The sequence below is a fragment of the Microbispora sp. NPDC046973 genome (genome assembly GCF_040644495.1).
GTDB lineage: Bacteria > Actinomycetota > Actinomycetes > Streptosporangiales > Streptosporangiaceae > Microbispora.
Genome location: NZ_JBEYWQ010000046.1, coordinates 1 through 22,009 on the forward strand (window position 1 = coordinate 1; position 22,009 = coordinate 22,009).

The following is a 22,009-nucleotide window of genomic DNA, read 5'->3' on the forward strand; positions in this document are numbered from 1 at the left end:
GGCCGGCCGGCCCGCTCGCCGGCCTGGAGCGGCCGCCACGTGGCCGCGCTCGCCGCCGGAGCCCTGACCGCGCGCGCGGCGGTCGGATTCTTCGCGGTCCCGCTCGGCGAGGTCGCGCCGGTCGCCAAGTACGCCCACAACGTCGCGTTCCTCGCCGGCGCGGTGCTGCTCGGCGTCCTGGGGACGCGGCGTCGCGTCACCGCGGGCACGCAGGACAAGGCGACGAGTTGACCCAGGCGCGCTCACCCTTCCTCGCGGACGACCTCGCCGGGATCCTTGTCGTCGCGTAGGCCCCGCCAGGAGGGGTGGCGCAGCCGCCCCTCGCCCGTCCACTCGGCGAACTGCACCTCGCCGACCAGGACCGGTTCCACCCACCGGCCGCCCCTGGCCTCCTCCCGGGTGATGCCGTCGAAGGGGGGCGTGTCCCGCCGCAGCGGCGCCAGGCGCTCGCCCAGCCGCCGCAGCGCCTCGTCGGTGAAGCCGGTGCCGACGCTGCCGGCGTACCGCAGGCGCCCGCTGTCGTCGTTGACGCCCACGAGCAGCGAGCCGACGGTGTTCGCCCGGCGGCCCTCCCCGGCCCGCCAGCCGCCGACGACGACCTCCTGCGTGCGGACGTTCTTGACCTTCACCCAGTCGGGGGAGCGACGGCCGGGGCGGTAGGGCGAGGTGAGCCGCTTGGCCACGACGCCCTCCAGCCCCAGCCGCCGGGAGTCGGCCAGCGCGTGCTCGCCGCCGTCGGCGTAGTAGGGCGGGATGGCCCAGTGGCGCCCGGCGTGCACGAGGTCCTCCAGGCGGCGCCGCCGCTCGGTGTAGGGCATCGCGATGGCGGTGGCCGCGTCGACGTGCAGCACGTCGAACAGCAGGTACGTCACGGGCGTGGTGACCAGGAGCTGCCTGATCTTGAGCGGATTGCGCTGGTGCATGCGGGGTTGCAGCGCCTCGAACGACGGCCTGCCCTGCTGGTCGAAGGCGACGATCTCCCCGTCGAGCACCACCGCGTGCCCGCCCGTGGCCCCGGCGAGGCCGGCGAGTTCGGGATAGGCGGCGGTGACGTCCTTGCCGTTCCTGGAGATCAGCCGCAGCGTGCCGTCCTCGACGTAGCCGAGGGCGCGGACCCCGTCCCACTTCATCTCGTGCGCGTAGTCGCCCTCGGGCTCGGGCAGCCGCCCGAGCCGGGCCATCATCGGCGTGTACGCCGGAAGGCCGGCCATGCCCTGCTGGTACCCCAGCACGGCCGACGCGTACCGTCTGACCTGCGTAAACGCTTAGGGGAGGATCTCCAGGCGGACGTCGAGGCCCTCGTACAGGTAGGGGGTGGCGGTGATGATCCGCCAGCTGCGGCGGGTGGCGTGGACGGCCGCGTGGGCGGCCACCAGGACGTCGGGAAGGAGCGCGTCGGCGGCGGACGGCCGGTGGCGACGCAGGCTCGTCATGATCGCCTGCGCGTACGGTCCGCCTTCGACGGCGTCGTCGGGGGAGAGCGCACCGGTGACCACCATCGACATGCGCAGGAAGCGTTCGAGCCGGGGCTGGACGGGGCCGAGCGACAGCACCTGGACGGCGAGCGCGGGGACGAGGAGGGTGACGCCGTGGGCCGAGGACTGCCGCACGACGGCCCTGCCGTACATGCTCTTGCCCTCGATCAGGTGGACGACGGCGTCGAGGTCCAGCACGTGGCCGGACAGGACACCGGCCGGTGGGACGGGGTCGGTCACGCGGCGTCCGCCTTGGCGTCGCCGGTCACCAGCCGCGCCGCGCGGGCGCTGTCGTCATCGGTGATGCCGTCCTGCCAGCCCGGCCCCCATAAATCGGCCATGATGGCCAGGTCGCCCTGGATGCGCCGCCGCTCCCGCAGTGCCGCGGCGATGTAGGCCGAGGCGTTGCCGGACGCCTGCGCCTCGTCGGCGAGTTCATCCGGCAAAGAGATCGTAATCTTCTTGGTCATACTTGGGAGGCTACCCAGTCATACCGTCGGCGGTCCACCGGTTCCCGGAAGAACGTGGCCGGCGGGCGAACGGGGCGGCCGTCTCACGCACCGCCCGCGCCGCTCCCCAGTCGTCGTCGCCGTGCGCGACGATGCTCAGCAACTCGCGCAGGTGCAGCACCGGCATGCGGTCTCGCCAGCCGTCCTCAAGTGGCGCGACCTCCTCGTACGCGGTGAAGAAGCGGTCGGAGACGGGCGGACGGGGCGAGCACCACAGCATGCTGAGGTCCGCCTCGGCCCAGCAATAGGACACGGCCGGATCGATCAGCGCGGGGTCCCCGCCCAGGTCGGACAGGACGTTCCCGCACCACAGGTCGCCGTGGGTGAGCACCGGGGGCAGGGGCGGGACGAGCTCGGGCAGTGCGGCGCACAGCCGTTCCAGCGCCTCCCGGTCGGCGCGGTCGAAGGCCGCTTCCGCCTGAGGCTCACGCAGCCAGCGCAGGATGCGCCTGCGGGCGAAGAAGGAGTGCCCGTCGTCGTCCCACGTGTTGTCCTGGCGCAGGCGGCCCAGCCAGCCGTCCCGGTGCCAGCCGAAGCGCTCGCTCCGCGCCGTGGTGTGCATGCCCGCGACCATGCGTCCAAGATCGGCCCAGAACCGCTCGTCGTCGCGTCGCGGCCCGAGCGGCCGGAGCACGAGGACGTCGGGCGTCGCCGCCAGCACGTCCGGTGTCGTCACACCGCCCAGGTCGCGAAGCACGCGCAGACCCTCGGCCTCGACCTCGAAGAGGTCGGCGCCGGGCGTGCGCAATGTCTTGGCGAACACCGTGCGCGCGGCCAGCGGGGCGCCGCCGCCGAGGGTCACCATGCCCGCCACCGCCACTACGCCGCCTCCGGCTTCGTCCGCGGACTCGGCCGACAGCCCCGCGGCGCGAAGCCGCTCCACGAGCAGATCCATATCGCTCATCGACGCCATGATCACACAAGCGCCACCAGGGCCCAAGCGGGCCGCGCGCGGGTACACCCAGGGACGAGGGGGTGGGGCGGATGCGGCTCGCGGGGGCACGGGTGCTCGTCACGGGCGCGTCGTCGGGCATCGGCGCCGCCACGGCGCTGGAGCTGTCGGCGCGCGGCGCGCGGCTGGTGCTGTCCGGGCGCGACCAGGAGGCGCTCGCGGGCGTCGCGGCCCGGACGGGCGGAGAGGTCCTGCCCGCCGACCTGTCCGACCCCTCCGCCGACCTCGCCGTACGCGCCGGGCGGGTGGACATGCTGGTTGCGTGCGCGGGCGAGGGCTGGAGCGGGCCGCTCGCGCGGATGTCCGGCGGCACGGCCGAACGCATGATCGCGGTCAATCTGACGGCCCATGTGCAGCTCACCCGGCTGCTGCTGCCCGGGATGCTGGAGCGCGGCCGGGGTCACCTCGTCTACGTCGCCTCGATCGCCGGCGTGGTGGGCGTGCGGGAGGAGGCGGTGTACGCCGCGACCAAGGCGGGCCTGCTGGCCTTCGCCGAGAGCCTGCGCTACGAGGCGCCCGGAGTCGGCGTGACGGCGGTGGTGCCGGGGGTGGTCGACACGCCGTTCTTCGCCCGGCGCGGCCGGCCGTACACGCGTCGCAGGCCCGCGCCCATCCCGCCGGAGCGGGTGGCCCGGGCCGTCGCGGTCGCCGTCGAGCGCGACCGCGCCGAGGTGTACGTGCCGGCCTGGCTGCGGCTGCCCGCCCGCCTGCACGGGGCCGCGCCCGGCGCGTTCCGCGTGCTCGCCCGCCGCTTCGGCCGCGCGTGACGGTCCGCGACACGCGTGGCACCCGGCAGCGCGAGCGTGCGCACCGGGACTGCTCCGTGCCGGGACTACTGCTGCCGGGACTACTCCGTGCCGTCCGCCGGCAGGCGCTCCGGCAGCCCGAGCCGGGGGAACCGGTCGGCGTGGAAGATGACGATCTCGGCGATCGCCCCGCCGGTGATGCGCAGGACGTCGATCGTCAGCGGCAGGTAGCCGCCCTCCCGCTGCCGCCGCTGGTAGAAGGCGACGGCGGGCTGCCGGTTCACGGAGGTCTGGACGGCGCGCAGGTGCTTCATGCGCTCGAAGCCGTCCTCGATCCAGTCGTTCACCACCGTGTCGCGGCCGACGCACAGGCCCGGCGTGGGCGGCATCGAGCAGCGGACGTCGTCCCGCAGCAGTGCGGCGAGCGCGTCGACGTCCGTGGCCACGCTGGCGTCGGTGAAGCGGCGCACCAGCTCGCGCGTCCCGGCGTCCTCCTCGCCGCCGGTCCAGTCCTGCCGCTCGGCGGGCAGGTGCTCGCGCATGCCGGCGCGGGCCCGCTGCAGCGCGCTGTTCACGGAGTTGACGGAGTCCCCGAGGAGCTCCGCGACGTCCTTGGCCGGCCAGCCGAGCACGTCCCGCAGGATCAGCACGGCCCGCGGGCGCGGGGCGAGGTGCTGGACCGCGACCAGGTAGGCCAGCTCGATCGTCTCCCGCGCGACGGCGACGGTCTCCGGCTCGTCCGCGTCGCCCGCGGGCAGCTCGTCGAGCAGCCGGTCCGGGTAGGGCTGCAGCCACGGCACCTCGCCGCCGGTCGCAGGCTCGGGGCGGCACTTGGCGAGCAGGTCCAGGCAGGCGTTGGTGGCGATCCGGTAGAGCCAGGCCCGAAACGTCGACCGCCCCTCGAAGGTCTCCCGCCGCCGCCAGGCTCGCAGAAACGTCTCCTGCACGGTGTCCTCGGCGTCCTCGAACGACCCGAGCATCCGATAGCAGTGCACGTGCAGTTCCCGCCGGTGCCGCTCCGCCAGCCCCGAGAACGCCGGCTCGTCGACCTCGCCCAGACCGCTCACGCCCAGCTCCTCCAGCCGCGTGTCCGCACCCATCACGTCATCCTTCCGCCTCGTCGTGTCCCGTCGTAGATGTGACGGGTGCGGGCGCGACAACTCATCACCAGGGCCGGTCGGCATGACTGATTCGGTGACGGATCCGGTGGCGGAGCACGGCGCGGATCGGCCCCGCCCCCCAGGGTCAGCCGCCGCGCAGGGCGCGCAGGGACTCGCGCAGCGAGCCGAGGGTGGCGAACACCGCCGTCGGCTCGTAGCCGCAGTGCGCCATGCAGTTGGCGCAGCGCGCGTCCCGCCCCCGGCCGTAGGAGCTCCAGTCGGTCTCCTCGACCAGCTCCCGGTAGGTCTTGGCGTACCCGTCGGCCATCAGGTAGCAGGGCCGCTGCCAGCCGAACAGCGAATACGACGGGATCGCCCAGGCCGTGCAGGGGAAGTCGGTCTTCCCCTCGAGGAAGTCGAGGAACAGCGGCGAGTGGTTGAACCGCCAGCGCCTGCGGTTGCCGCCCGCGAACGCGGCGCGAAACAGCTCCCGCGTCTGCCGCACCCCCAGGAAACAGTCCTGGTCGGGCGCCTTCTCGTACGCGTACCCGGGCGAGATCATCATCTGGTCGACGCACAGGTCGTCGTTGAGGAAGTCGAGCACCTCGATCACCGTGCGCGGGCTGTCCCCGGCGAAGAACGTGGTGTTGGTGGTGACGCGGAAGCCGCGCCGCCGGCACTCCCGGACCGCCGCGACCGCCTCGTCGAACACGCCCTCCTTGCACACCGACGCGTCGTGCCGCTCGCGCAGGCCGTCGATGTGGACCGCCCAGGCGAAGTACGGCGAGGGCGTGAACTGGTCGATCTTTCGCGGGATCAGCAGCGCGTTGGTGCACAGGAAGACGTACTTCCTGCGCGCCACCAACTCCTCGACCATCTCCCCGATCTGGGGGTGCATGAGCGGTTCCCCGCCGGCGATCGACACCATCGGGGCGCCGCACTCCTCCACGGCGGCCACCGCCTGCTCCACCGGCATGCGCTGCTTCAGCACGCCGGCCGGGTGCTGGATCTTCCCGCAGCCCGCGCACTTCAGGTTGCACGCGAACAACGGCTCAAGCTCGACCAGCAGCGGGAACCTCTCCCGCCGGCGCAGCCGCTGGGCCAGGATGTACGCGCCGACGCGCAGGCTCTGGCGTACGGGCATCGGCATCAGGGCCGCACCTCCTTCGGCAACGTGAACTCGACGTTCTCCTCGGTGACCCGCCGCTCCTCCACCTCGAGCGGGCCGAGCCCGCCGAGGGCGGCCACGACGGCGTCCACCATCCCGCCGGGGGTGGACGCCCCGGCGGTGAGCCCGACCGTCCGCGCTCCGCGCAGCCAGTCGAGCGCGATGTCGCCGGGATCGTCGACGAGGCGGGCGAGCGGCGCCCCATCGTGACCGCAGCGGGCGGCGACCTCGGTGAGGCGCAGGGCGTTGGAGGAGTTGGCCGAGCCGACGACCAGCACCAGGTCGGCCTCCGCGGCGACGGCACGCACCGCGTGCTGCCGGTTGGTCGTCGCGTAGCAGATGTCGTCGCCGCGCGGGCCCTCGGCGTCGGGGAAGCGCCGCCGTATCGCCGCAGCGACCCGCCCGGCCTCGTCGGCCGCCAGCGTGGTCTGGGTCAGGTAGGCGACCCCGCGCCCCGGCGGCAGGCCCGCGACCCCCGCCTCGTCCTCGACCAGCGTGCCCGCGCCGGGCACCTCCCCGAGCACGCCCTCGACCTCCTCGTGCCCGGCGTGGCCGATCAGCACGACGAGGTCGCCCCGCGCGGCGAGCCTGCGGGCCTCCGCGTGGACCTTCGCGACCAGCGGGCACGTCGCGTCGACGACGCGCAGTCCGCGCCGCCCCGCCTCCTCCCGCACGGAGGGTGCGACCCCGTGCGCGGAGAAGACGGTGACGGCGCCCTCCGGCACCTCGGCCAGGTCGTCGACGAACACCGCGCCGCGCCGCTCCAGGTCGCGTACGACGTGGATGTTGTGCACGATCTGCTTGCGCACGTACACGGGCGCGCCGAACCGGTCCAGCGCGCGCTCCACGATCTCGATGGCTCGCTCGACCCCGGCGCAGAACGAGCGGGGCGAGGCCAGCAGGACCCGCCGCGGGCCCGTGGCCGCCGCCCACCGCGCCAGCACCGGGCCGATCCGGGCGAGCGTGCGCCGCGCGGCGACCGCGCCGCCCATCGTGGCGAGGTTCAGCAGGGGGGCGTCGGGGGTGTCCACGATGACCCGCACGGCCGCGAACGGCCGAGCCCCCGCGGCGGCGGCCAGCGGGGCGCTCTCCATGTCGACGGCGTACGCGCCCTCGCGGGCCAGCGCGTGGCGGCCGCGGCTCGTCACGATGCGGGGGGAGGTGACGAGCGGGCCGGTGCGGGCGGGCAGTCCTGCGCGGAGGAGTTCTCCGGCGAGCAGCGGGGCCGACGGGCACGGCCAGACCCGGTCGCCGGAGCGGACCTCGGTGGCGACGAGCACGTCCCCGGGGCGCAGCCCGTGGTGGAGGGCCCCGCCGAACCCGGTGACGGCGAGGGCGGCGGCGGGCGGGAGCAGGGCCGCGGCGCGGGCCGCCCGGTCGGGCCCCATCCCGATCCGGACGACCCGGACACGCGGATGGTCGCTTCCGAGGTCCGGCCGGGACCGCAGGCCGCGGGCGACCGCCCGGGCCTCCATCCCCAGCGCGGTGCACACGATCAGATCGGTCATGGCGTGGCCTCCGATCCGGCCGTCTCGTGCAGGCTCAGGTAGCGGCCGAGCGCGCTGACCGGGAAGACGAGGCGGTAGAGGTGGTAGTTGATGAAGAAGTCCCCGGGGAAGCCCGTGCCGGTGTAATGGGGCTCGTCCCAGGTGCCGTCGGGGCGCTGGCTGTCGGCCAGCCAGGCCACGCCCCGCTCGACGGACGGGCCCCGCTCCCCGGCCGCGAGCAGGCCGATGAGAGCCCAGGCCGTCTGCGAGGCGGTCGGCTCGCCCCGCCCGATCCAGGCGGGGTCGCGGTAGGAACGCATGTCCTCGCCCCAGCCGCCGCAGGGGTGCTGGTGCGCCTCCAGCCACGCCACGGCCCGCCGTACGCAGGGGGCGCCGGGTCGCACCCCGGCCGCCGCGAGGGCGGGCAGCACCGCCCCGGTGCCGTACACGTGGTTGGCTCCCCACCGGCCGAACCACGAGCCGCCGGGCTCCTGCGCCCGCAGCAGCCACACGACCGCCCGCCGTACGACGGGGGAGCGGGCCATGCCCTCGGCGGCGAGCGCCTCGACCACGTGCGCGGTCACGTCGGCCGACGGCGGATCGATGACCGCGCCGAAGTCGCAGAACGGCAGCCGCAGGCACAGCTCCCGCGTGTTGTCGGCGTCGAAGGCGGCGAATCCGCCGTCGCGGGAGGCCATCCCGGCCATCCAGCGCAGGCCCCGCTCCAGCGCCGGCCGGGCGTCGGGCCGGCCCAGCCGGCGCAGCGCGAGGATCACCTCGGCCGTGTCGTCGACGTCGGGGTAGCCGTCGTTGTCGAACTCGAAGGCCCAGCCGCCCGGTGCGAGACCGGGGCGCCGCACCATCCAGTCGCCCGGCCCCCGGATCTCCTCGCGCAGCAGCCACGCGCCGGCCCTGGCCAGCGCGGGGTGGTCGCGGGGCAGGCCGGCGTCCAGGAGCGCGGTCATCGCGAGCGCGGTGTCCCAGACCGGCGACTGGCACGCCTCCAGCCTGCGCGTGCCGTTCTCCCTGATGGTGAACCTGTCCAGCCCGGCCAGCCCGGCGCGCATGACGGGGTGGTCGATGCCGTACCCGCTCAGGCGCAGCGCGATCAGCGAGTAGACCCACGGGGGCTGGATGCCGCCCCACGAGCCGTCGGCCTCCTGCCGGGCCACGACCCACTCGGCGGCCCGCCTCAGCGCGGCGCGGCGCAGCCCGGCGACCGGGCGCCGCTCGTAGCGGTGCAGGGCGCGGTCGAGGGCCGCGAACGCCGCGTCCCAGCCGGTGCGCGACACCCGCCGCGCGGGCCTGCCGGTGCGCAGTTCGGCCAGGCCGAACGGCAGCGGGTGGACCGGCCGGTGCGCGGTCACGATCGTGAGCGGGACGATGGTCTGCCGCGCCCAGCAGGCCCAGTCGTACACGTTCAGCGGGCACCACGGCGGCAGGAACATGATCTCCGGCGGGATGACCGGCAGGTCCTCCCACCGCCACTGGCCGAACAGCGCGAGCCAGATCCGGGTGAAGACCCGGGCCGACTCGACGCCGCCGGCCCCGCGCACGTACGCCGCCGCGGCGCGCATGTGCGGAGCCGAGGGCGGGTCGCCCGCGAGCCGCAGCGCCACGTACGCCTCGACGGTGGTGGACAGGTCGGCCGGTCCTTCGTGGAAGTTCGCCCAGGTGCCCTCCGGGCGCTGCTGTGACCTGATCCACCGGGCGGCCTCGGCGGTCTCCTCCGCGGTTCGCACGCCCAGGAACTCGCGCAGCAGGAGGTCCTCGGCGTCCATCGTCACGTTGGTCTGCAGCTCGCCCTTCCACCACCCCTCGGGCGCCTGCAGGCCGAGCAGGTGGTCGCGGGCCGCCTTCAGGGCGGTCGCGGCGCGGGCGGCGCTGGTGGCGACCCCGGTGGTGACGCCGGTGGTGACGCCGGTCACCGCGCCTGCTCCCGTTCGAGATGCCGCCTGGCGAGGCGGGCCGCCTGGAGTCCGCTGCGCACGGCTCCCTCCATCGTGTCGGGCCAGCCCGTGTCGGTCCACGCGCCGGCGAGGAACAGCCCGGGCCACCGGGTGGCCGCGCCGGGGCGCAACCCCCCGCTGCCCGGGACCTGCCGGAAGGTCGCCCGCCGCTCCCTGGTGATGAACAGGTCCACGACCCGCGCCGTCCGCGCGGCCGGGAGCAGCCGCTCCAGCTCGGGCAGGAACACCTCCCGCATCACGGCCGTGGGCACCTCGATCCAGTGCCGCGCCGCCGACACCGAGACCGTCAGGTACTGGCCCCGGGAGAGCCCGCCCGAGGCGGTCCTGTCGAAGATCCACTGCACCGGCGAGCCGACGACGGCCGCGAACGGCAGCCGGGTGACGGGCCGGTCGTAGACGACGTGCACGTTGACGATCGGGCTCGCCCCGAGGCCCGCCCACGCGTCCCGGTCCGGCGCGGCCTCCGGCGGCACGAGCCTCGCGGCCTGGCCGTGCGGGGTGGCGACGACGACGGCCGACGTGCCGACGCGCTCGCCGCCCACGAGGATCGAAGGCCCGCTCGTGCCCGGCAGGCAGGGCAGCACCCCGGCGACCTTCGCCGTCAGCCGCACCCGGCCGCCGAGCCGCGCGATGGCCGAAAGCGCGGCGCCGCCGTGCAGGTCGCCGAGCGGGACGGACGGCACACCGATGTCGGCGGCGTCGGCGCGGCCCAGCAGGGCCGTCCTGAAGACCATCGCCGCCGGTCCCAGCGCCGCCTCGTCGGAGGGGATGTTGAGCGCGGCCACCGCGAACAGGTCCCACAGCGCCCGCCGTACGGTCTCCCGCTGGCCGTTGTCGGCCAGCCAGCCCCCGAGCGCGGCCCGGTCGAGGGCGGGCTCCGCCGGGTCGAGCCCGCGCAGCGCGAGCGCGCCGCGCACCGCGCGCAGCCGGTCGGCGGGGGACAGCAGGCGGTAGCCCGCGAGCGCGGGCAGCAGGTGGAACGGCCCGGGCAGCGCGGCCCGGCGCAGCCGTCCGCGCCCGCCGTGCGGGGTGAGCACGCACACGTCGAAGCGCTCCTGCAGGCGCACCCGGCCGGTGCCGCCGAGCCGGTCCAGCAGCCCGCGGTAGGCCGTGCAGCAGCGCAGGAAGACGTGCTGCCCGTTGTCGGCCGTCAAACCGCCCCGGGCGAATGAGTGGGTCGCCCCGCCGAGCCGGGGCCTCGCTTCGTACAGGGTCACCGGCCACCCGGCCTCCGCGAGCGCGAGGGCCGCGGTGATGCCGGCGAGGCCGCCGCCCACCACGGCCACGGGCGGGACGGCCGCGCCCTCCACGCCGCTCCGCGTGCCGTTCGCCGGGCCGTTCCCCGGGCCGTTCGTCCGGGCGTTCATCGGGCCGCTCCCGCGATCGCCCGCGCCGCGACCATCGCCTTCGCCCACGGCGTGAGCGACACGCGCCCGGCCAGCGCCCGCCCGGGGTCGGCGGCGATGCGGGCGAGCAGCCGCCGGTAGATGCCCGCCATCGCCGCGGTGCAGGCCGCGCTGCGCCGGTCGAGCAGCGGGATCAGGCGCATCCCCTCGGCGTACCAGCCGAGCGCCCGTCCGGCCTCGTAGCGGATGAGCCGCGCCAGCCGCTCGGGCGGGTCGGCGAACGCCCCGGACGCGTCCAGGTTGAGCGTGCAGCCGAACCTGCGCAGGTCGTCGGCGGGCAGGTACACCCGGCCGGCGCACCGGTCCTCGCGCACGTCCCTGAGCACGTTGGTGAGCTGGAGCGCCACCCCGAGGGAGTCCGCGAGCCGCGCCGCGCGCCGCAGGGCCCCGGCACCGCTCGCCGCCCCGTCGGCGAGGCCGAACACGCCGAGGGACAGCCGCCCGATCGACCCGGCGACGTCCCGGCAGTAGCCGACCAGGTCCTCGTAGGACTGGTAATGCGCGCCCGCGACGTCGGCGGCGCACCCGTCGATCAGCTCCTCGAACGCCTCCAGGGGGACGGGGAAGCGCACGGCGGTGTCGCGCAGGGCCACCAGGACGGGGTCGGCGGGGTCCGGCCGCGGGGCCCGCAGCCCCGCCCGCGCCTCCTCCAGGGCCGACAGCCGCGCGTCCACCGGCCCGGCCGCGTCGCCGATGTCGTCGATGCGCCGGGCGAAGGCGTAGAGCGCGCTGAGCGCGCGGCGCTTGGGCGGGGCGAGCAGGCGGATGCCGTAGGCGAAGTTGCGCGCCCGGGTCCGGACGACGCTCTCGCAGTAGCGGTAGGCCATCGGAACCGGCACGGACATCGGCGCGGAAACGGGCGTGACGGGGCGCAGCGCGGGGCCGGGCGGGTTGTCGCCCACGCGACGCGGGGCGGGGCCGGGCGGGCGATCGGGAACGGGATCAGGAATCGCGCCGGGAACCGTCACCGTTCACCTCCTTCAGCACGCGCACCCACTCGCTCAGCACCGCGCGGCGGCGCGCGCGGACCGCCCCGCCGAGGACGTCGTGCCGGCCGCGCTCCAGTGCCGCGAGCGTCGCCCGGCCGCCCGCGACGTACCCCGCGACCGCGGTGCGCGCGAACCCGCTCAGCGTCTCCAGCAGCGGCATGCCCTCGTCCAGCAGGGTGGCGGCGCGGCGGGCCTGCAGCGCGACGGCCCGGCGGAGCCGGGGGGAGGTGCGCGGAGCGTCCAGGTCGGCCTCGCGGCAGCCGAACCTGCGCAGGTCCTCGCCCGGGAGGTAGACGCGGCCGCGGGCGTGGTCCTCGCCCACGTCCTGGCAGTGCTCGATCACCTGCAGGGCCGAGCAGATGCGGTCCGACAGCCGCGCCCGTTCCGGCGTGGCCACGCCGAAGACGTGCAGGACGATCCGGCCGACCGGGTTGGCGGACAGCTCGCAGTAGGCCAGCAACTGCGCGAAGGTGTCGTAGCGCCGCACCACCTGGTCACGCCGGTTGGCCTCCACGAGGTGGAGGAAGGGCGTCCGCGGCACGCCCCGCCCGGCGACCAGCGGCGCCAGCGCGCGTACGGCGGGCAGTCGCGGGCTCCCTCCGGCGTACAGGCGGCCGAGGTCGGCCTCCACCGCGTCGAGCAGGGCGGGCCGCTCGGCGGGGTCCGCCTCGTCGCCGACGTCGTCCACGTAGCGGGCGAAGCCGTACACCGCCATCAGGTCGCGGCGGTACGCCCGCGGAAGCAGGCGGGAGGCCACCGGGAAGTTCTCCCGGCGCGCGGCGTCGCGTACGTCCGCTGCGGACATGCCTGAAGAATCTCCACCGCAATTCACCACAAAACCCGACAGATCGGGCAGTCGCTTTTACGCGGGCAATCGCACCGGAAAAGCACCGTACGCCGCCGGGCGATGCTCGGAAAAAGCGGCAAAAACGCGGTCGAGAATGACGTCGAGAGCAAGTGGCTATTTTTCCGGGTTTTTATGCTTCCGGCCCCAGGTAAAAGCTTGCCGGGACCGGGAGCCGGTGGGGCCGCACACCGCCGGGTACACCCACGCCGTGGGCGCCGAGCGGTCCGACACGAAGCCCGGCGGCGCGGCAGCGGCCGACCACGCCGGCGAGCGCGCCCAGCGCCGAGCGCCAGGAACCCGGGGCGGAGGTGTGGTCGCAGTCGTGCAGCAGCAGCGTCGCCCCGCCGCGCAGGCCGGGCTCCAGGGTGCGCAGCACCGACCCGGGCGTGGCCCGCTCCGTCCAGTCCTCGCCCCAGGCCGTCCACAGCACCGGCCGCAGGCCGTGCCACCGGGCCGCGAGCAGCGCCTCGGCGCTCAGCACCCCGTACGGCGGGCGATACCAGGAGGGGCGTGCGCCGGTTATGGCGGTGACGAGGCGTGCGGTCCTGCCCATCTCCGCCGCGACCCTGCCCGGCCGGGTGACCAGGGCGTTGTCGTGCCGCCAGCCGTGCACGGCCACCTCGTGGCCGGCCCGCGCGATGCTCCGCCCGATCTCGGGGTGGCGGTCGAGCATCTCGCCGAGGAGGAAGAAGGTCGCCCGGCACCCGAGCCGGTCCAGCTCGTCGAGGAACAGCGGGGTCGACCGCGGGTCGGGCCCGTCGTCGAAGGTCAGCGCCACGTGGCCGGGATCGCCCTCGCCCGCGAGGGACGGCAGCAGGCGGCGGACCGGAGGCAGCCAGGCGGCCCCCGGCCCGGCATGCGACAGGGCGGCCAGCAGGACCGGCCCGGCGACGACGAGCGCGTGAGGTCTCATCGCATTCCAGTGTCCGCCACGCCGCCCCCTACCCGGGAAGGAGGGTCATGAGGGACAGGGCATTGATCGTCAGCGCCTCGATGGGAGCGGGCCACGACGCCGTGGCCGCCGAACTGGCCCGCCGCTTGGCCGCCGCCGGCGTACGCGCGGAGGTCGTGGACGTGCTCGCCCTGCTGCCGCTGCGGCTGGGCGCGCTCCTGCGGTGGTGGTATCGCGCGGTGATGCTGCGGGCGCCCTGGCTGTACGCGCTGGTCTACCGCGTCTTCTTCGTCTCCCGCAAGGCTCCCTCCACCTCGCCGCTGACGGTCGTGGCCGCGGCCGGGCTGGCCCGGGTGGTGCGGCGCGTCCGGCCCTCCCTGGTGGTGCCGGTCTTCCACGTGGCCGCGCAGGCCGCCGGGCACCTGCGGGCGCGGGGGCGGCTGGCCGTGCCGAGCGTCGTCGTGCTGACCGACTTCGCCGTGCACCGTCTCTGGCTGCACCCCGGCAACGACCGCTACCTGTGCCCGGACACGGCCACGGCCCTCGCCGTGACGGCCGCCGCCGGCCGCCCGGCCTTCCGCTGCGCCCCGATCGTCCGTCCCGGGTTCGCCCGCGCCGGTGCCGGCCGTCACGAACCGGGGGCGGACGTCCGGGCCCGCATCGGCCTGCGGGAGGGCGACCGGATCGTGCTCGTCTGCGCGGGGTCCTGGGGGGTCGGCCGGGTCGCGGCGACCGCCCGGCACCTGGCCCGCTCGGGCCGGTACGCGCCCGTCGTGCTGTGCGGGCGCAACGAGCGGCTGCGCCGCCGCCTCGGGCGCCTGCTCGGCCGCGCCGGGGCGGGGGCCGCCCTCGGCTGGCGGGACGACCTGGCGGACCTGCTCGCCTCCGCCTACGCCCTGGTGGACAACGCGGGCGGGCTGACCTGCAGAGAGGCGTTCGCGGCGGGAGTGCCGGTCGTCACCTACCGGCCCATCGCCGGCCACGGCAGGGACGGCGTGCTCGCGATGGCGCAGGCCGGGGTGAGCGTCCACGCGCGCCGCCGCGCCGACCTGCTGCGCGCGCTCGACCGGCTCGAACCCGGCCTGCCCGGGCGGGCCGCGCTGACCGCCCGGGCGGCAGCGCTGTTCACCTCGGCGCCGGCCGAGTCCCTTCTCCTCCCCGACCTCCTGCTCCCCGGTTGCGCCGTGTCCCGGCCATGCGAGCCTGCTTCCTGAGCGGCGCGTACCTCGACAGCAGCACGCTGCCGTACAGGATGAGGGCCATGCCCGTCAGCTCGGGCAGCACCCACGGGCCGGTGCGGATGTCCTCGCCGAACATCGCCACGCCGTACACGGTGCTCGCCACGGGGTCGGTCACGGTCAGCGCGGGCTGCACGGCGACGAGCGGACCGCTGTGCAGGGCGTTCTGCAGCAGGAACAGGCTGCACAGACCGGCGGCCACCATCGCCCACAGCGACCAGGAGCCGGCGAGCGTCCGCAGGCCCCCCGGCAACTCCTCCACCGTGCGCTTCATGAGGACGGCGGTGTAGGCGAAGCCCAGACCGGCGGCGACCCCGAGCAGCACCGCGCGGGCGGCTCCGCCGCTGGCGACCGCGAAGGCCACGCAGCAGGCGAGGAGCCCGGCGGTCACGCCCGCCGAGATCACCCAGGTCAGCAGGCCGGGAAGCCGGCTGCCGGGGGTGGGTGACGCCGCCGCGAGGAACCCGGCCAGGCCGGCCGTCAGCGCGCCGACGGCCAGCCACGTCTGGGCGGTGACGCGAACCCGGAACATCCAGCCCGCCACGAGCATCGTGATCGGCAGTTCCGCGACGAGCAGGGGCTGGACGAGCGCGAGCCCTCCTGACGTCAGGGCTGCCGCCTGCAGCAGGAAGCCCGCGATGAGCGCGGCGATGCCGCCCAGCCAGGCGGGCTGCTGAACGAGGTCCCAGATCAGTCCGGGCCGGAACGCCTCGTCGGCCGGGGCGCTGCGGGCGGCCCGGCGCTGCAGCACGGACGCGACGGCGTTGGCCGCCGCGGCGAGCAACGCCAGGACTACAGCGATCATGACCCCCCGTGCCCCGTCTCCGGCCTCTCGTCGCAGGGCCTCCCATCGAGGCCCTACCGGTACCCTCCCCGGCCATGCCCGCCGCATGTCGCCGTGGACGCTCTCAACCGTATTTATCCGGTAATTGCAGAATAAATACGGGAATATTAATTAAAATCGAGAATGCCCGGATTTTATGGGGTATGGCCGTCGGCGCAAACGCACGCAGCAGGAAAGGCGGAACCAGACATGGTTGGACCCACCGGCCTCGAGCGTCATCCTGACGTCAGCGAACTGCGCCAGACGTACGATCGGGCGGGCTCGACGGCCCCCGCCCAGGTATTGGAGGGGCTAGCCTTCCTGGCCGGCCTGTATCTGGCCCTCTCGCCATGGATCGTCGGGTTCTTCGGATTCCGGGGCATGACCGTCAACAACCTGATCACGGGCCTCGTGGTCAGCGCTCTCGCCCTGGGGCTCGCGTCCGCCTTCGGGCGCACCTACGGCATGGGGTGGCTTCTCCCGCTGCTCGGCGTGTGGGCGATCGTCTCGCCGTTTGTGCTGCGCGCGGGACGTGAGGCCACAACGACGACCATTTGGAACAACGTCGCGATCGGCATCGTGATCTTCGCGCTGGGAGCCGCCGCGCTGGCGATGGCGCAGGCGTTCCGCCGGCACGAGCGGGGCGAGCGGAGCGCGCGCAGGCTCGGCAACTGGTGACGAACGGACGCCCGGCTCACTCTTCCGGGGTGGGCCGGGCGCCGTGTCGTGGGCCGGGCGCCGTGTCTAGGCGTCCGGGACGGACGTGCGCCCGAGGGCGGTCGGCGCCCGGCCGGGTTCGTCCGCGAGCGCGCGCAGGCGCGTAAGGGAGAGGGCCGCGATGTCGTCGTCCGGCGGCCGGCCCTCCGCCAGGTCGGCGAGCACCTCACCGACGAGCGCGGCGTACTTGAAACCCTCGCCGCTGTCGCCGCAGGCCAGCACCGTCGATTCGCCGACCCTGTCGATGACGAACCGGCCGTCCGGCGAGTCGGTCCAGCTGCACACCTGCGCGTCCACGACCCTCGGCGTCACGCCCGGGAACATGGCCGCGATGCGGCGGGTCAGTTCGGCCGTCCGCCCCGGATCCGGAGTGCGGTCGTCGTCCCCCGGCTCCAGCGGCCGCAGCGGCGCGTCCAGCCCGGCCTTGTAGCCGACGCCCGGGGTGGGCATTGCGTACACAGCGGGGCCGTCCTGGACGGGTCCGTCGATCAGGCCGGGCACCCGCGCGGACGGCTCGATGCCCGCGTAGTGGACCACCTGTTCGAGGTAGGGCCTGAGCGTCATCGTCACGCCCAGAGAGGGCAGCAGCGGGCCGGTGCCGGGGCCCGCGGCGACCACGACCGCGTCACCGGTCAGCGTCGTGCCGTCGGCCAGGCGAACCTCCGGCCGCCGGGCGGCGGCGTCCACGGCGACCGCCTCCCCCGTGAGAAGGCCCGTGAGAAGGCGTCCGCCGTTCGCCCGGAACCGCTCCGCCTGCGCGGCCAGGTACGCCTCGGCGAGCACCACTCCGGCGTCCGCCTGGAACACCGCGTCGCGGCCGTCGTCCGCCAGGCCGGGGAAGAACCGGGCGACGTCGGCCGCCTCCACCTCGGTGAAGGGCACGCCCGCGGCGCGCAGCGCGGCCGCCAGACCGGCCGGCGACTCCGTGTCCCGCCACAGCAGCCCCCGGCGCAGGTGCAGCGTCGCGGCCGTCACGCGCTCCAGCCGCCGCATGGCGTCGCGGGCACGCAGGGACAGCCGGATCTTCAGCGGGTCCGGGTCGGCCAGCCGCCACAACCGCGTCGGCCCCCGAGAGGAGGACAGCGGGTTGCCGATCCCGTGCCGCTCCACCAGCGTGACCCGGTGGCCCCGGGCGGACAGCTCGGCCGCGGCGGACAGTCCCCAGGCGCCGGCTCCGACCACCGTGCACCGCACGTCCCTCAACCCCCGTTCGCCCGGATGTTCCGCACCGCCCAACCTATCGGAGGGTGACGCTGAGGCGGGCCGAGGCGTCCCTGAGGTAGTCGACGAACGCACGCAGCGCGGGATTGGGATTGGTCGGGCGCAGGGCGGCGCCCACCCGCCGGTAGAGCCTGGGCCCCTCCACCTGGCACACCTGGATGCCCGCCGCGCCCTGCACACCGAGGCTCGGCACGAGGGCCACGCCGAGCCCGGCCCTGACCAGGCCGAGCGTCACCTCGTAATGATCGCTGCGGCAGCGGATGGTGGGCGTGATCCCTTCCAGGGCGCCGGCCCGCTCCAGCACCGACACCGGGGTCTCGGTGCCGAACGTGGTGATCCACGGCTCGTCGGCCAGGTCGGTCAGCCGCACACGGGGCCGGTGACCCGCGGGGTGGCCGAGCGGCATGACGAGGAGCTGCGGCTCGTCGAACAGGTGGACGACCTCGACGCCCTTCGGCGCCTTCCAGGGATCCAGCGCGTGCTCGAACACGACCAGCACGTCGAGCTCGCCGCGTTCCACGTCGGGCAGCAGCTCGTGCGGCTGCCCGAGCACGAGGTCGAGCTCGACGCCCGGGTGGCGTGCGGTGAAGGACGACAACGCCATCGGCAGCAGGCGGTAGCCGGCCGAGGCGAAGAACCCGATGCGCAGCTGCCCGGCGTCCGCCCGCGCCTGGGCGAGCAGGTCCTTCTCGGCGGATTCGATGAGGTCGAGCACCTCCTGGGCGCGCCCGGCCAGGCGGTGGCCCGCCGCGGTCAGCCGCAGGCTGTGCGCCGCCCGCTCCACCAGCCCGACCCCCGCCTCCTCCTCCAGCCGGGCGAGCTGGTGGGAGACGGCGGAGGGCGACAGCCGCAGGGACTTGGCGGCTCCGGCGATGCTCCCGGTTCTGAAGACCTCCAGGAGCACCTTGAGGCGGTGGCTGCTGAGCATTCCCCCAGTATCGGCGACCGATAACGCTGGACCTGGCCGTGGTCCGGGCCGGGTCACCACCGGCTGACGAGCGGCGTGTCCGGTCCGTGCCGCCGCCACCCTGCGGCGAGGCGGACGAGGCGGGCGGGGGAGGCGATGCCGCGCACGGTGGCGATCTTGCCGCCGGTGAGGTCGAACGTCACGGCGCCGATGACCTGGTCGCCGATCACGAAGAGGACGGCGGGGGCGCCGTTGACGAGCGCGTAGTGGATCGCGGGGGTGCCGCCGGCGAATCGCCGCTTCGCGGGTGTGGGCTTGAAGCCGGCCCGTACGACGGCGGCGATGCGCTGCGGAGTGTCGTACCACAGCACCTGCTCGGCCAGGCCGGCGCCGTCGGAGATCGCGGTCGCGTCGTCGGTGAGCAGCGCTACCAGCCGCTCGGTGCGGCCCGAGGAGGCGGCGGCGAGGAATTCCTCGACGACCCTGCGGGCGGACGCCGGGTCGACCTCGCCGCCGCGGCGCGCGGCGGCGACGCGGCGCCGGGCCCGGTGGAGGTGCTGCTGGCTCGCGGACTCGGTGATGTCGAGGATCTCCGCGATCTCGGCGTGGCTGTAGGAGAACGCTTCGCGCAGGACGTAGACGGCCCGCTCGAGGGGCGACAGGCGCTCCATGAGCGTCAGCACGGCCAGGGAGACCGATTCGCGTTGCTCGAACGAGTCGGCCGGGCCGAGCATCGGGTCGCCGTCGAGGAGCGGTTCGGGCAGCCAGGCGCCGGCGGTGCGCTCACGGCGGGCTCGCGCCGAGCGGAGCCGGTCGAGGCACAGGTTGGTGACGACCTTCGTCAGCCACGCTTCCGGCACCTTGATCCGCTGCCGGTCCGCGGCCTGCCAGTGCAGGAACGCGTCCTGCACGGCGTCCTCGGCGTCGGCGGCGGAGCCCAGGAGCCGGTAGGCCAGTGCGGCCAGCCGGTCGCGGCCGGCCTCGAACCGGCCGGTGTCGAAACGATCAGTGGCGGTGCTGTCCACGCGGACCACCCTCTCAGCGCGTGTTCCAAGCCGGCGGGTGTGGGGTCAAACCGTCGTGCGCGCGGCCGTGCCCGCGGCGGTGACGGTAGGGCGGGTGCGCAGGCCGCCGGCCAGGCACAGCACGAGACCGAGCGTGACCCAGGTCGCCAGGACGATGGCGGAGCGGGTGGCGCCGTGCCCGTCGAAGAAGGCGGTGGAGCGCAGCAACTGGCCACCGGCCCCGGGCGGGAGCAGCCGGCCGAGGGCGCCGGACCAGCCGGGAAGCATCTCGGGCGCCGTTGCGGTGCCCGACAGGGGGTTGCCTATGAGCATCATGGTGGCGGCGCCGAGGCCGAGACCGGCGTACCCGAGCAGTGACCCGAGCCCGAGGATGGTCAGCGAGGTGGCCGCGACGGCCAGGGCGACGGCACCGCTGTTGGCCCAGTAGGAGCCGTCGAGCGAGCCGAGCCAGAACTGCAGGATCGCCGCCACGGCGAGTCCGCCGGTGACGGCGAAGGCGAACGCTCCGGTGACGCGGCGGACGGAGCCGCGGACGAGCCTGGTCAACAGCACGGCGGCGAGCAGGCCGCCCATGACCAGCGGCAGGGCTCCGGCGGCCAGTCCGGCGCCGCGCGGGTCGTCGGCCGGCAGCGGGACGAGGTCGCGGGCGGCGACCGCCGTGCCGGTTCCCCGGCCGAGGCCGGTCGCGATGCTGTTCAGGGCCTGGGCGACGGCGGCGCTCGCGGCGGATGCGGTGATGACCTGGGGGGTGCCGGAGCTGACGTCGATCGCCCCGTACACCTCGCGGTCGCGGATCAGGTGCTCGGCGGCGGCGGTGCCGGCGACCTCGGTGACCTCGAAGCCGCCGGGAAGCCGCTGGTCGAGTGCGGCGGTGAGCCGCTTGACGGCGGGGGCGGGCCCGGCCACGGCGATCGGCACGTCATGCACCGACGAGCGCACCGACGGCCAGGCGAAGGCGGTGAGCAGCAGGCTGATGCCCACTGTCAGCACGGCGACCACCCCGGCCACGGCCGGCCAGGGTGAGGGCGACGCGCCGGCTGCGGGCGCGGCCTGAGTGGACATGCCTGCTCCTTCGGAGGGGGAGTTCATCGCCGGGTGAGCGGGGTTTCGGACTCGGCGCGGGCCGGCTCTTGCGGATCGCGGACGTAGCGGATGCCGCTGCCGCCGGCCTTTCCGGCACGACCGGCCTTCTCCGTGGTCGCATCCGGCGCGGCGGCCAGGCGGCGCCTGCGCCTGGGCATGCCGAAGGTCGGGTGCGAGGTGGCCCACAGCGACATCCTGACGATGCCCGCCTTGACCCGCGCGGCCGTCCGGCCGCCCGTGTACGTCGGCTTCGCCTGCCCTTCGTCGTCGACCATCTGCAGGATCCCGTCCCGCCGCCCGAGGCTGATGTGGTTGTACGTGTAGACCAGCCGGGTGTTCGCGATCGCGCAGCCGGTCAGGCGTCCCACGATCGCCTCGACGGCCTGCCGGCCGGTGTAGCCGGCCGAAGCGCAGGACATCGGCAGCGGCCGGCCGTTGTCCCCGATGGCGTAGGCGCTGTCGCCGACGGCGTAGACGTCCGGGTGCGAGACCGACCGCATGGTGCGATCGACGACGATCTGACCGTTCCCGGCGACCTCCAGCCCGCCGGCCGCGGCGATGGGGCCGACCGCGAACCCGGCCGTCCACACGGTCGCGCCGGACGCCAGGGCGGTGCCGTCGGCGCACAGCACTCGCGTCGCTTCGACGGCTTCGACGGCGGTGTGCTCCAGGACGGTGATGCCCAGCCGGTCGCAGGCCCGGCGCAGGTGGCCGCGGGCCCCGGCGGAGAGCCGGGCGCCCAGCTCGCCGCGGGCGACCAGCGTCACCGGCAGGCCGGGCCGGGATTCGGCGATCTCGGTGGCGGTCTCGACGCCGGTCAGCCCGTCACCGACGACCACCACACGCCCGCCTTCGCCCCGCCCGCTCAAGGTGTCCAGGCGCTCGCGCAGACGCAGCGCCGAGGGCCTGGCGGCGACGTCGAAGGCGTGCTCGGCCGCGCCGGGGACGGCATGGTCGGCGCCGTGGCTGCCGAGCGCGTACACGAGCGTGTCGTAGCCGAGTTCGCCGCCGCCGTCGGCGTCGGCCACGGCGACGACCCGGCGCTCGGGTTCGACGGCGGTGACGCGGGCCACGCGCAGCCGTATCCCCGTGCCCGCGAAGACGTCGGCGAGCTTCGGGGCCTCGATGTCCTGGCCGGCCGCCAGCTGGTGCAGCCGCATCCGCTGGACGAAGTCCGGCACGGCGTTGACCACGGTGATCCCGGTGTCCGCCGGGGACAGCCGGCGGGCCAGGGTCCCGGCCACGTAGGCCCCGGCATAGCCGGCGCCGAGGATGACGATGCGGTGCTTCATGTGATGCTCCTGTCGGTTCGCTTGCTCCGCTGACTTGAGCGGAACAGCGCCCCGATCGCTGACAGGAACGTCATGTGGCGTGGGTCACAGAGCGGCGAAGCGGGGATTCGGCACCAGGATCGTGAAGACGACCGGCAGGACGAAGCCGAAGGCGACCCGAGG

The 22,009-nt window shown here is 75.0% G+C and carries 21 protein-coding genes and 1 pseudogene; 4 read left to right on the forward strand and 18 right to left on the reverse strand.

What is annotated here, in order from left to right:
• Positions 1–231, forward strand: a pseudogene (locus tag ABZ860_RS39880) (hypothetical protein); the annotation flags it as partial.
• 11 nt (positions 232–242) lie between these two features.
• On the opposite strand, the gene ligD reads toward ABZ860_RS39880, so the two are convergent.
• From ligD to ABZ860_RS39900, 4 genes are read right to left on the reverse strand one after another with little or no spacing between them, the layout of a single operon-like run.
• A complete protein-coding gene (gene ligD, locus ABZ860_RS39885) occupies positions 243–1,211 on the reverse strand; it encodes a non-homologous end-joining DNA ligase (RefSeq protein ID WP_357230976.1) in 969 nt (322 codons plus the stop codon).
• 54 nt (positions 1,212–1,265) lie between these two features.
• The gene (locus tag ABZ860_RS39890; protein WP_357230980.1) at positions 1,266–1,715 is read right to left on the reverse strand and encodes a hypothetical protein; all 450 of its coding nucleotides are present in this window, start codon (positions 1,713–1,715) and stop codon (positions 1,266–1,268) included.
• Positions 1,712–1,945 (reverse strand): hypothetical protein, encoded by a 234-nt coding sequence (locus tag ABZ860_RS39895; protein ID WP_142648514.1) that lies wholly within the window; start codon positions 1,943–1,945, stop codon positions 1,712–1,714. The genes ABZ860_RS39890 and ABZ860_RS39895 overlap by 4 nt, the downstream gene beginning before the upstream one ends.
• A 10-nt stretch (positions 1,946–1,955) precedes the next feature.
• The gene (locus ABZ860_RS39900; protein ID WP_357230982.1) at positions 1,956–2,888 is read right to left on the reverse strand and encodes a fructosamine kinase family protein; all 933 of its coding nucleotides are present in this window, start codon (positions 2,886–2,888) and stop codon (positions 1,956–1,958) included.
• Between the two features lie 80 nt (positions 2,889–2,968).
• On the opposite strand from ABZ860_RS39900, the gene ABZ860_RS39905 reads away from it, so the two are divergent.
• Entirely contained in the window at positions 2,969–3,703 is a 735-nt protein-coding gene (locus ABZ860_RS39905) for an SDR family NAD(P)-dependent oxidoreductase (RefSeq protein ID WP_357230985.1), read from the forward strand.
• 80 nt (positions 3,704–3,783) lie between these two features.
• On the opposite strand, the gene ABZ860_RS39910 is transcribed toward ABZ860_RS39905, so the two are convergent.
• The 8 genes from ABZ860_RS39910 to ABZ860_RS39945 form a co-directional block, all read right to left on the reverse strand.
• Positions 3,784–4,782: an RNA polymerase subunit sigma-70 gene (locus ABZ860_RS39910; RefSeq protein ID WP_357230988.1), complete on the reverse strand. Its 999-nt coding sequence runs from the start codon at positions 4,780–4,782 to the stop codon at positions 3,784–3,786.
• Between the two features lie 145 nt (positions 4,783–4,927).
• Positions 4,928–5,932: an adenosyl-hopene transferase HpnH gene (hpnH, locus tag ABZ860_RS39915; protein ID WP_357230991.1), complete on the reverse strand. Its 1,005-nt coding sequence runs from the start codon at positions 5,930–5,932 to the stop codon at positions 4,928–4,930.
• Positions 5,932–7,458, reverse strand: a complete 1,527-nt coding sequence (gene ispH / locus ABZ860_RS39920; RefSeq protein WP_357230994.1) for a 4-hydroxy-3-methylbut-2-enyl diphosphate reductase — start codon at positions 7,456–7,458, stop codon at positions 5,932–5,934. Before ispH ends, hpnH begins: the two co-directional genes overlap by 1 nt.
• Positions 7,455–9,365, reverse strand: coding sequence for a squalene--hopene cyclase (gene shc / locus ABZ860_RS39925; RefSeq protein ID WP_357230996.1), 1,911 nt, complete (start codon positions 9,363–9,365; stop codon positions 7,455–7,457). Before shc ends, ispH begins: the two co-directional genes overlap by 4 nt.
• Positions 9,362–10,774, reverse strand: coding sequence for a hydroxysqualene dehydroxylase HpnE (gene hpnE / locus ABZ860_RS39930; RefSeq protein WP_357230999.1), 1,413 nt, complete (start codon positions 10,772–10,774; stop codon positions 9,362–9,364). Before hpnE ends, shc begins: the two co-directional genes overlap by 4 nt.
• Complete coding sequence (locus tag ABZ860_RS39935; protein WP_357231002.1) at positions 10,771–11,781, reverse strand: squalene/phytoene synthase family protein; 1,011 nt, start codon at positions 11,779–11,781, stop codon at positions 10,771–10,773. The genes hpnE and ABZ860_RS39935 overlap by 4 nt, the downstream gene beginning before the upstream one ends.
• Entirely contained in the window at positions 11,756–12,607 is an 852-nt protein-coding gene (gene hpnC, locus ABZ860_RS39940; protein WP_357231005.1) for a squalene synthase HpnC, read from the reverse strand. Before hpnC ends, ABZ860_RS39935 begins: the two co-directional genes overlap by 26 nt.
• A 172-nt stretch (positions 12,608–12,779) precedes the next feature.
• The gene (locus tag ABZ860_RS39945) at positions 12,780–13,562 is read right to left on the reverse strand and encodes a polysaccharide deacetylase family protein (RefSeq protein WP_357231008.1); all 783 of its coding nucleotides are present in this window, start codon (positions 13,560–13,562) and stop codon (positions 12,780–12,782) included.
• A gap of 47 nt (positions 13,563–13,609) precedes the next feature.
• Between ABZ860_RS39945 and ABZ860_RS39950 the strand changes: the two genes are divergently transcribed.
• Positions 13,610–14,755, forward strand: a complete 1,146-nt coding sequence (locus tag ABZ860_RS39950; protein WP_357231011.1) for a hypothetical protein — start codon at positions 13,610–13,612, stop codon at positions 14,753–14,755.
• Here the strand turns inward: ABZ860_RS39950 and ABZ860_RS39955 are convergent.
• Entirely contained in the window at positions 14,667–15,584 is a 918-nt protein-coding gene (locus ABZ860_RS39955; protein ID WP_357231014.1) for a DMT family transporter, read from the reverse strand. The genes ABZ860_RS39950 and ABZ860_RS39955 overlap by 89 nt on opposite strands.
• Before the next feature lie 228 nt (positions 15,585–15,812).
• On the opposite strand from ABZ860_RS39955, the gene ABZ860_RS39960 reads away from it, so the two are divergent.
• The gene (locus ABZ860_RS39960) at positions 15,813–16,280 is read left to right on the forward strand and encodes an SPW repeat protein (protein WP_357231017.1); all 468 of its coding nucleotides are present in this window, start codon (positions 15,813–15,815) and stop codon (positions 16,278–16,280) included.
• A gap of 66 nt (positions 16,281–16,346) precedes the next feature.
• On the opposite strand, the gene ABZ860_RS39965 is transcribed toward ABZ860_RS39960, so the two are convergent.
• Genes ABZ860_RS39965 through ABZ860_RS39985 form a run of 5 tightly spaced genes read right to left on the reverse strand, consistent with a single transcriptional unit; the run spans position 16,347 to position 21,847 of the window.
• Complete coding sequence (locus tag ABZ860_RS39965) at positions 16,347–17,513, reverse strand: FAD-dependent oxidoreductase (protein WP_357231020.1); 1,167 nt, start codon at positions 17,511–17,513, stop codon at positions 16,347–16,349.
• A 43-nt stretch (positions 17,514–17,556) separates the two neighbouring features.
• The gene (locus ABZ860_RS39970; RefSeq protein ID WP_357231023.1) at positions 17,557–18,468 is read right to left on the reverse strand and encodes a LysR family transcriptional regulator; all 912 of its coding nucleotides are present in this window, start codon (positions 18,466–18,468) and stop codon (positions 17,557–17,559) included.
• A 53-nt stretch (positions 18,469–18,521) separates the two neighbouring features.
• Positions 18,522–19,472 carry a sigma-70 family RNA polymerase sigma factor gene (locus tag ABZ860_RS39975; protein ID WP_357231026.1) on the reverse strand — a complete coding sequence of 317 codons (951 nt, stop codon included), beginning with the start codon at positions 19,470–19,472 and terminating at the stop codon, positions 18,522–18,524.
• Between the two features lie 45 nt (positions 19,473–19,517).
• Entirely contained in the window at positions 19,518–20,534 is a 1,017-nt protein-coding gene (locus ABZ860_RS39980; RefSeq protein WP_357231029.1) for a hypothetical protein, read from the reverse strand.
• Positions 20,535–20,557: 23 nt separating this feature from the next.
• Complete coding sequence (locus ABZ860_RS39985; protein WP_357231032.1) at positions 20,558–21,847, reverse strand: FAD-dependent oxidoreductase; 1,290 nt, start codon at positions 21,845–21,847, stop codon at positions 20,558–20,560.
• Positions 21,848–22,009: the final 162 nt, after the last annotated feature.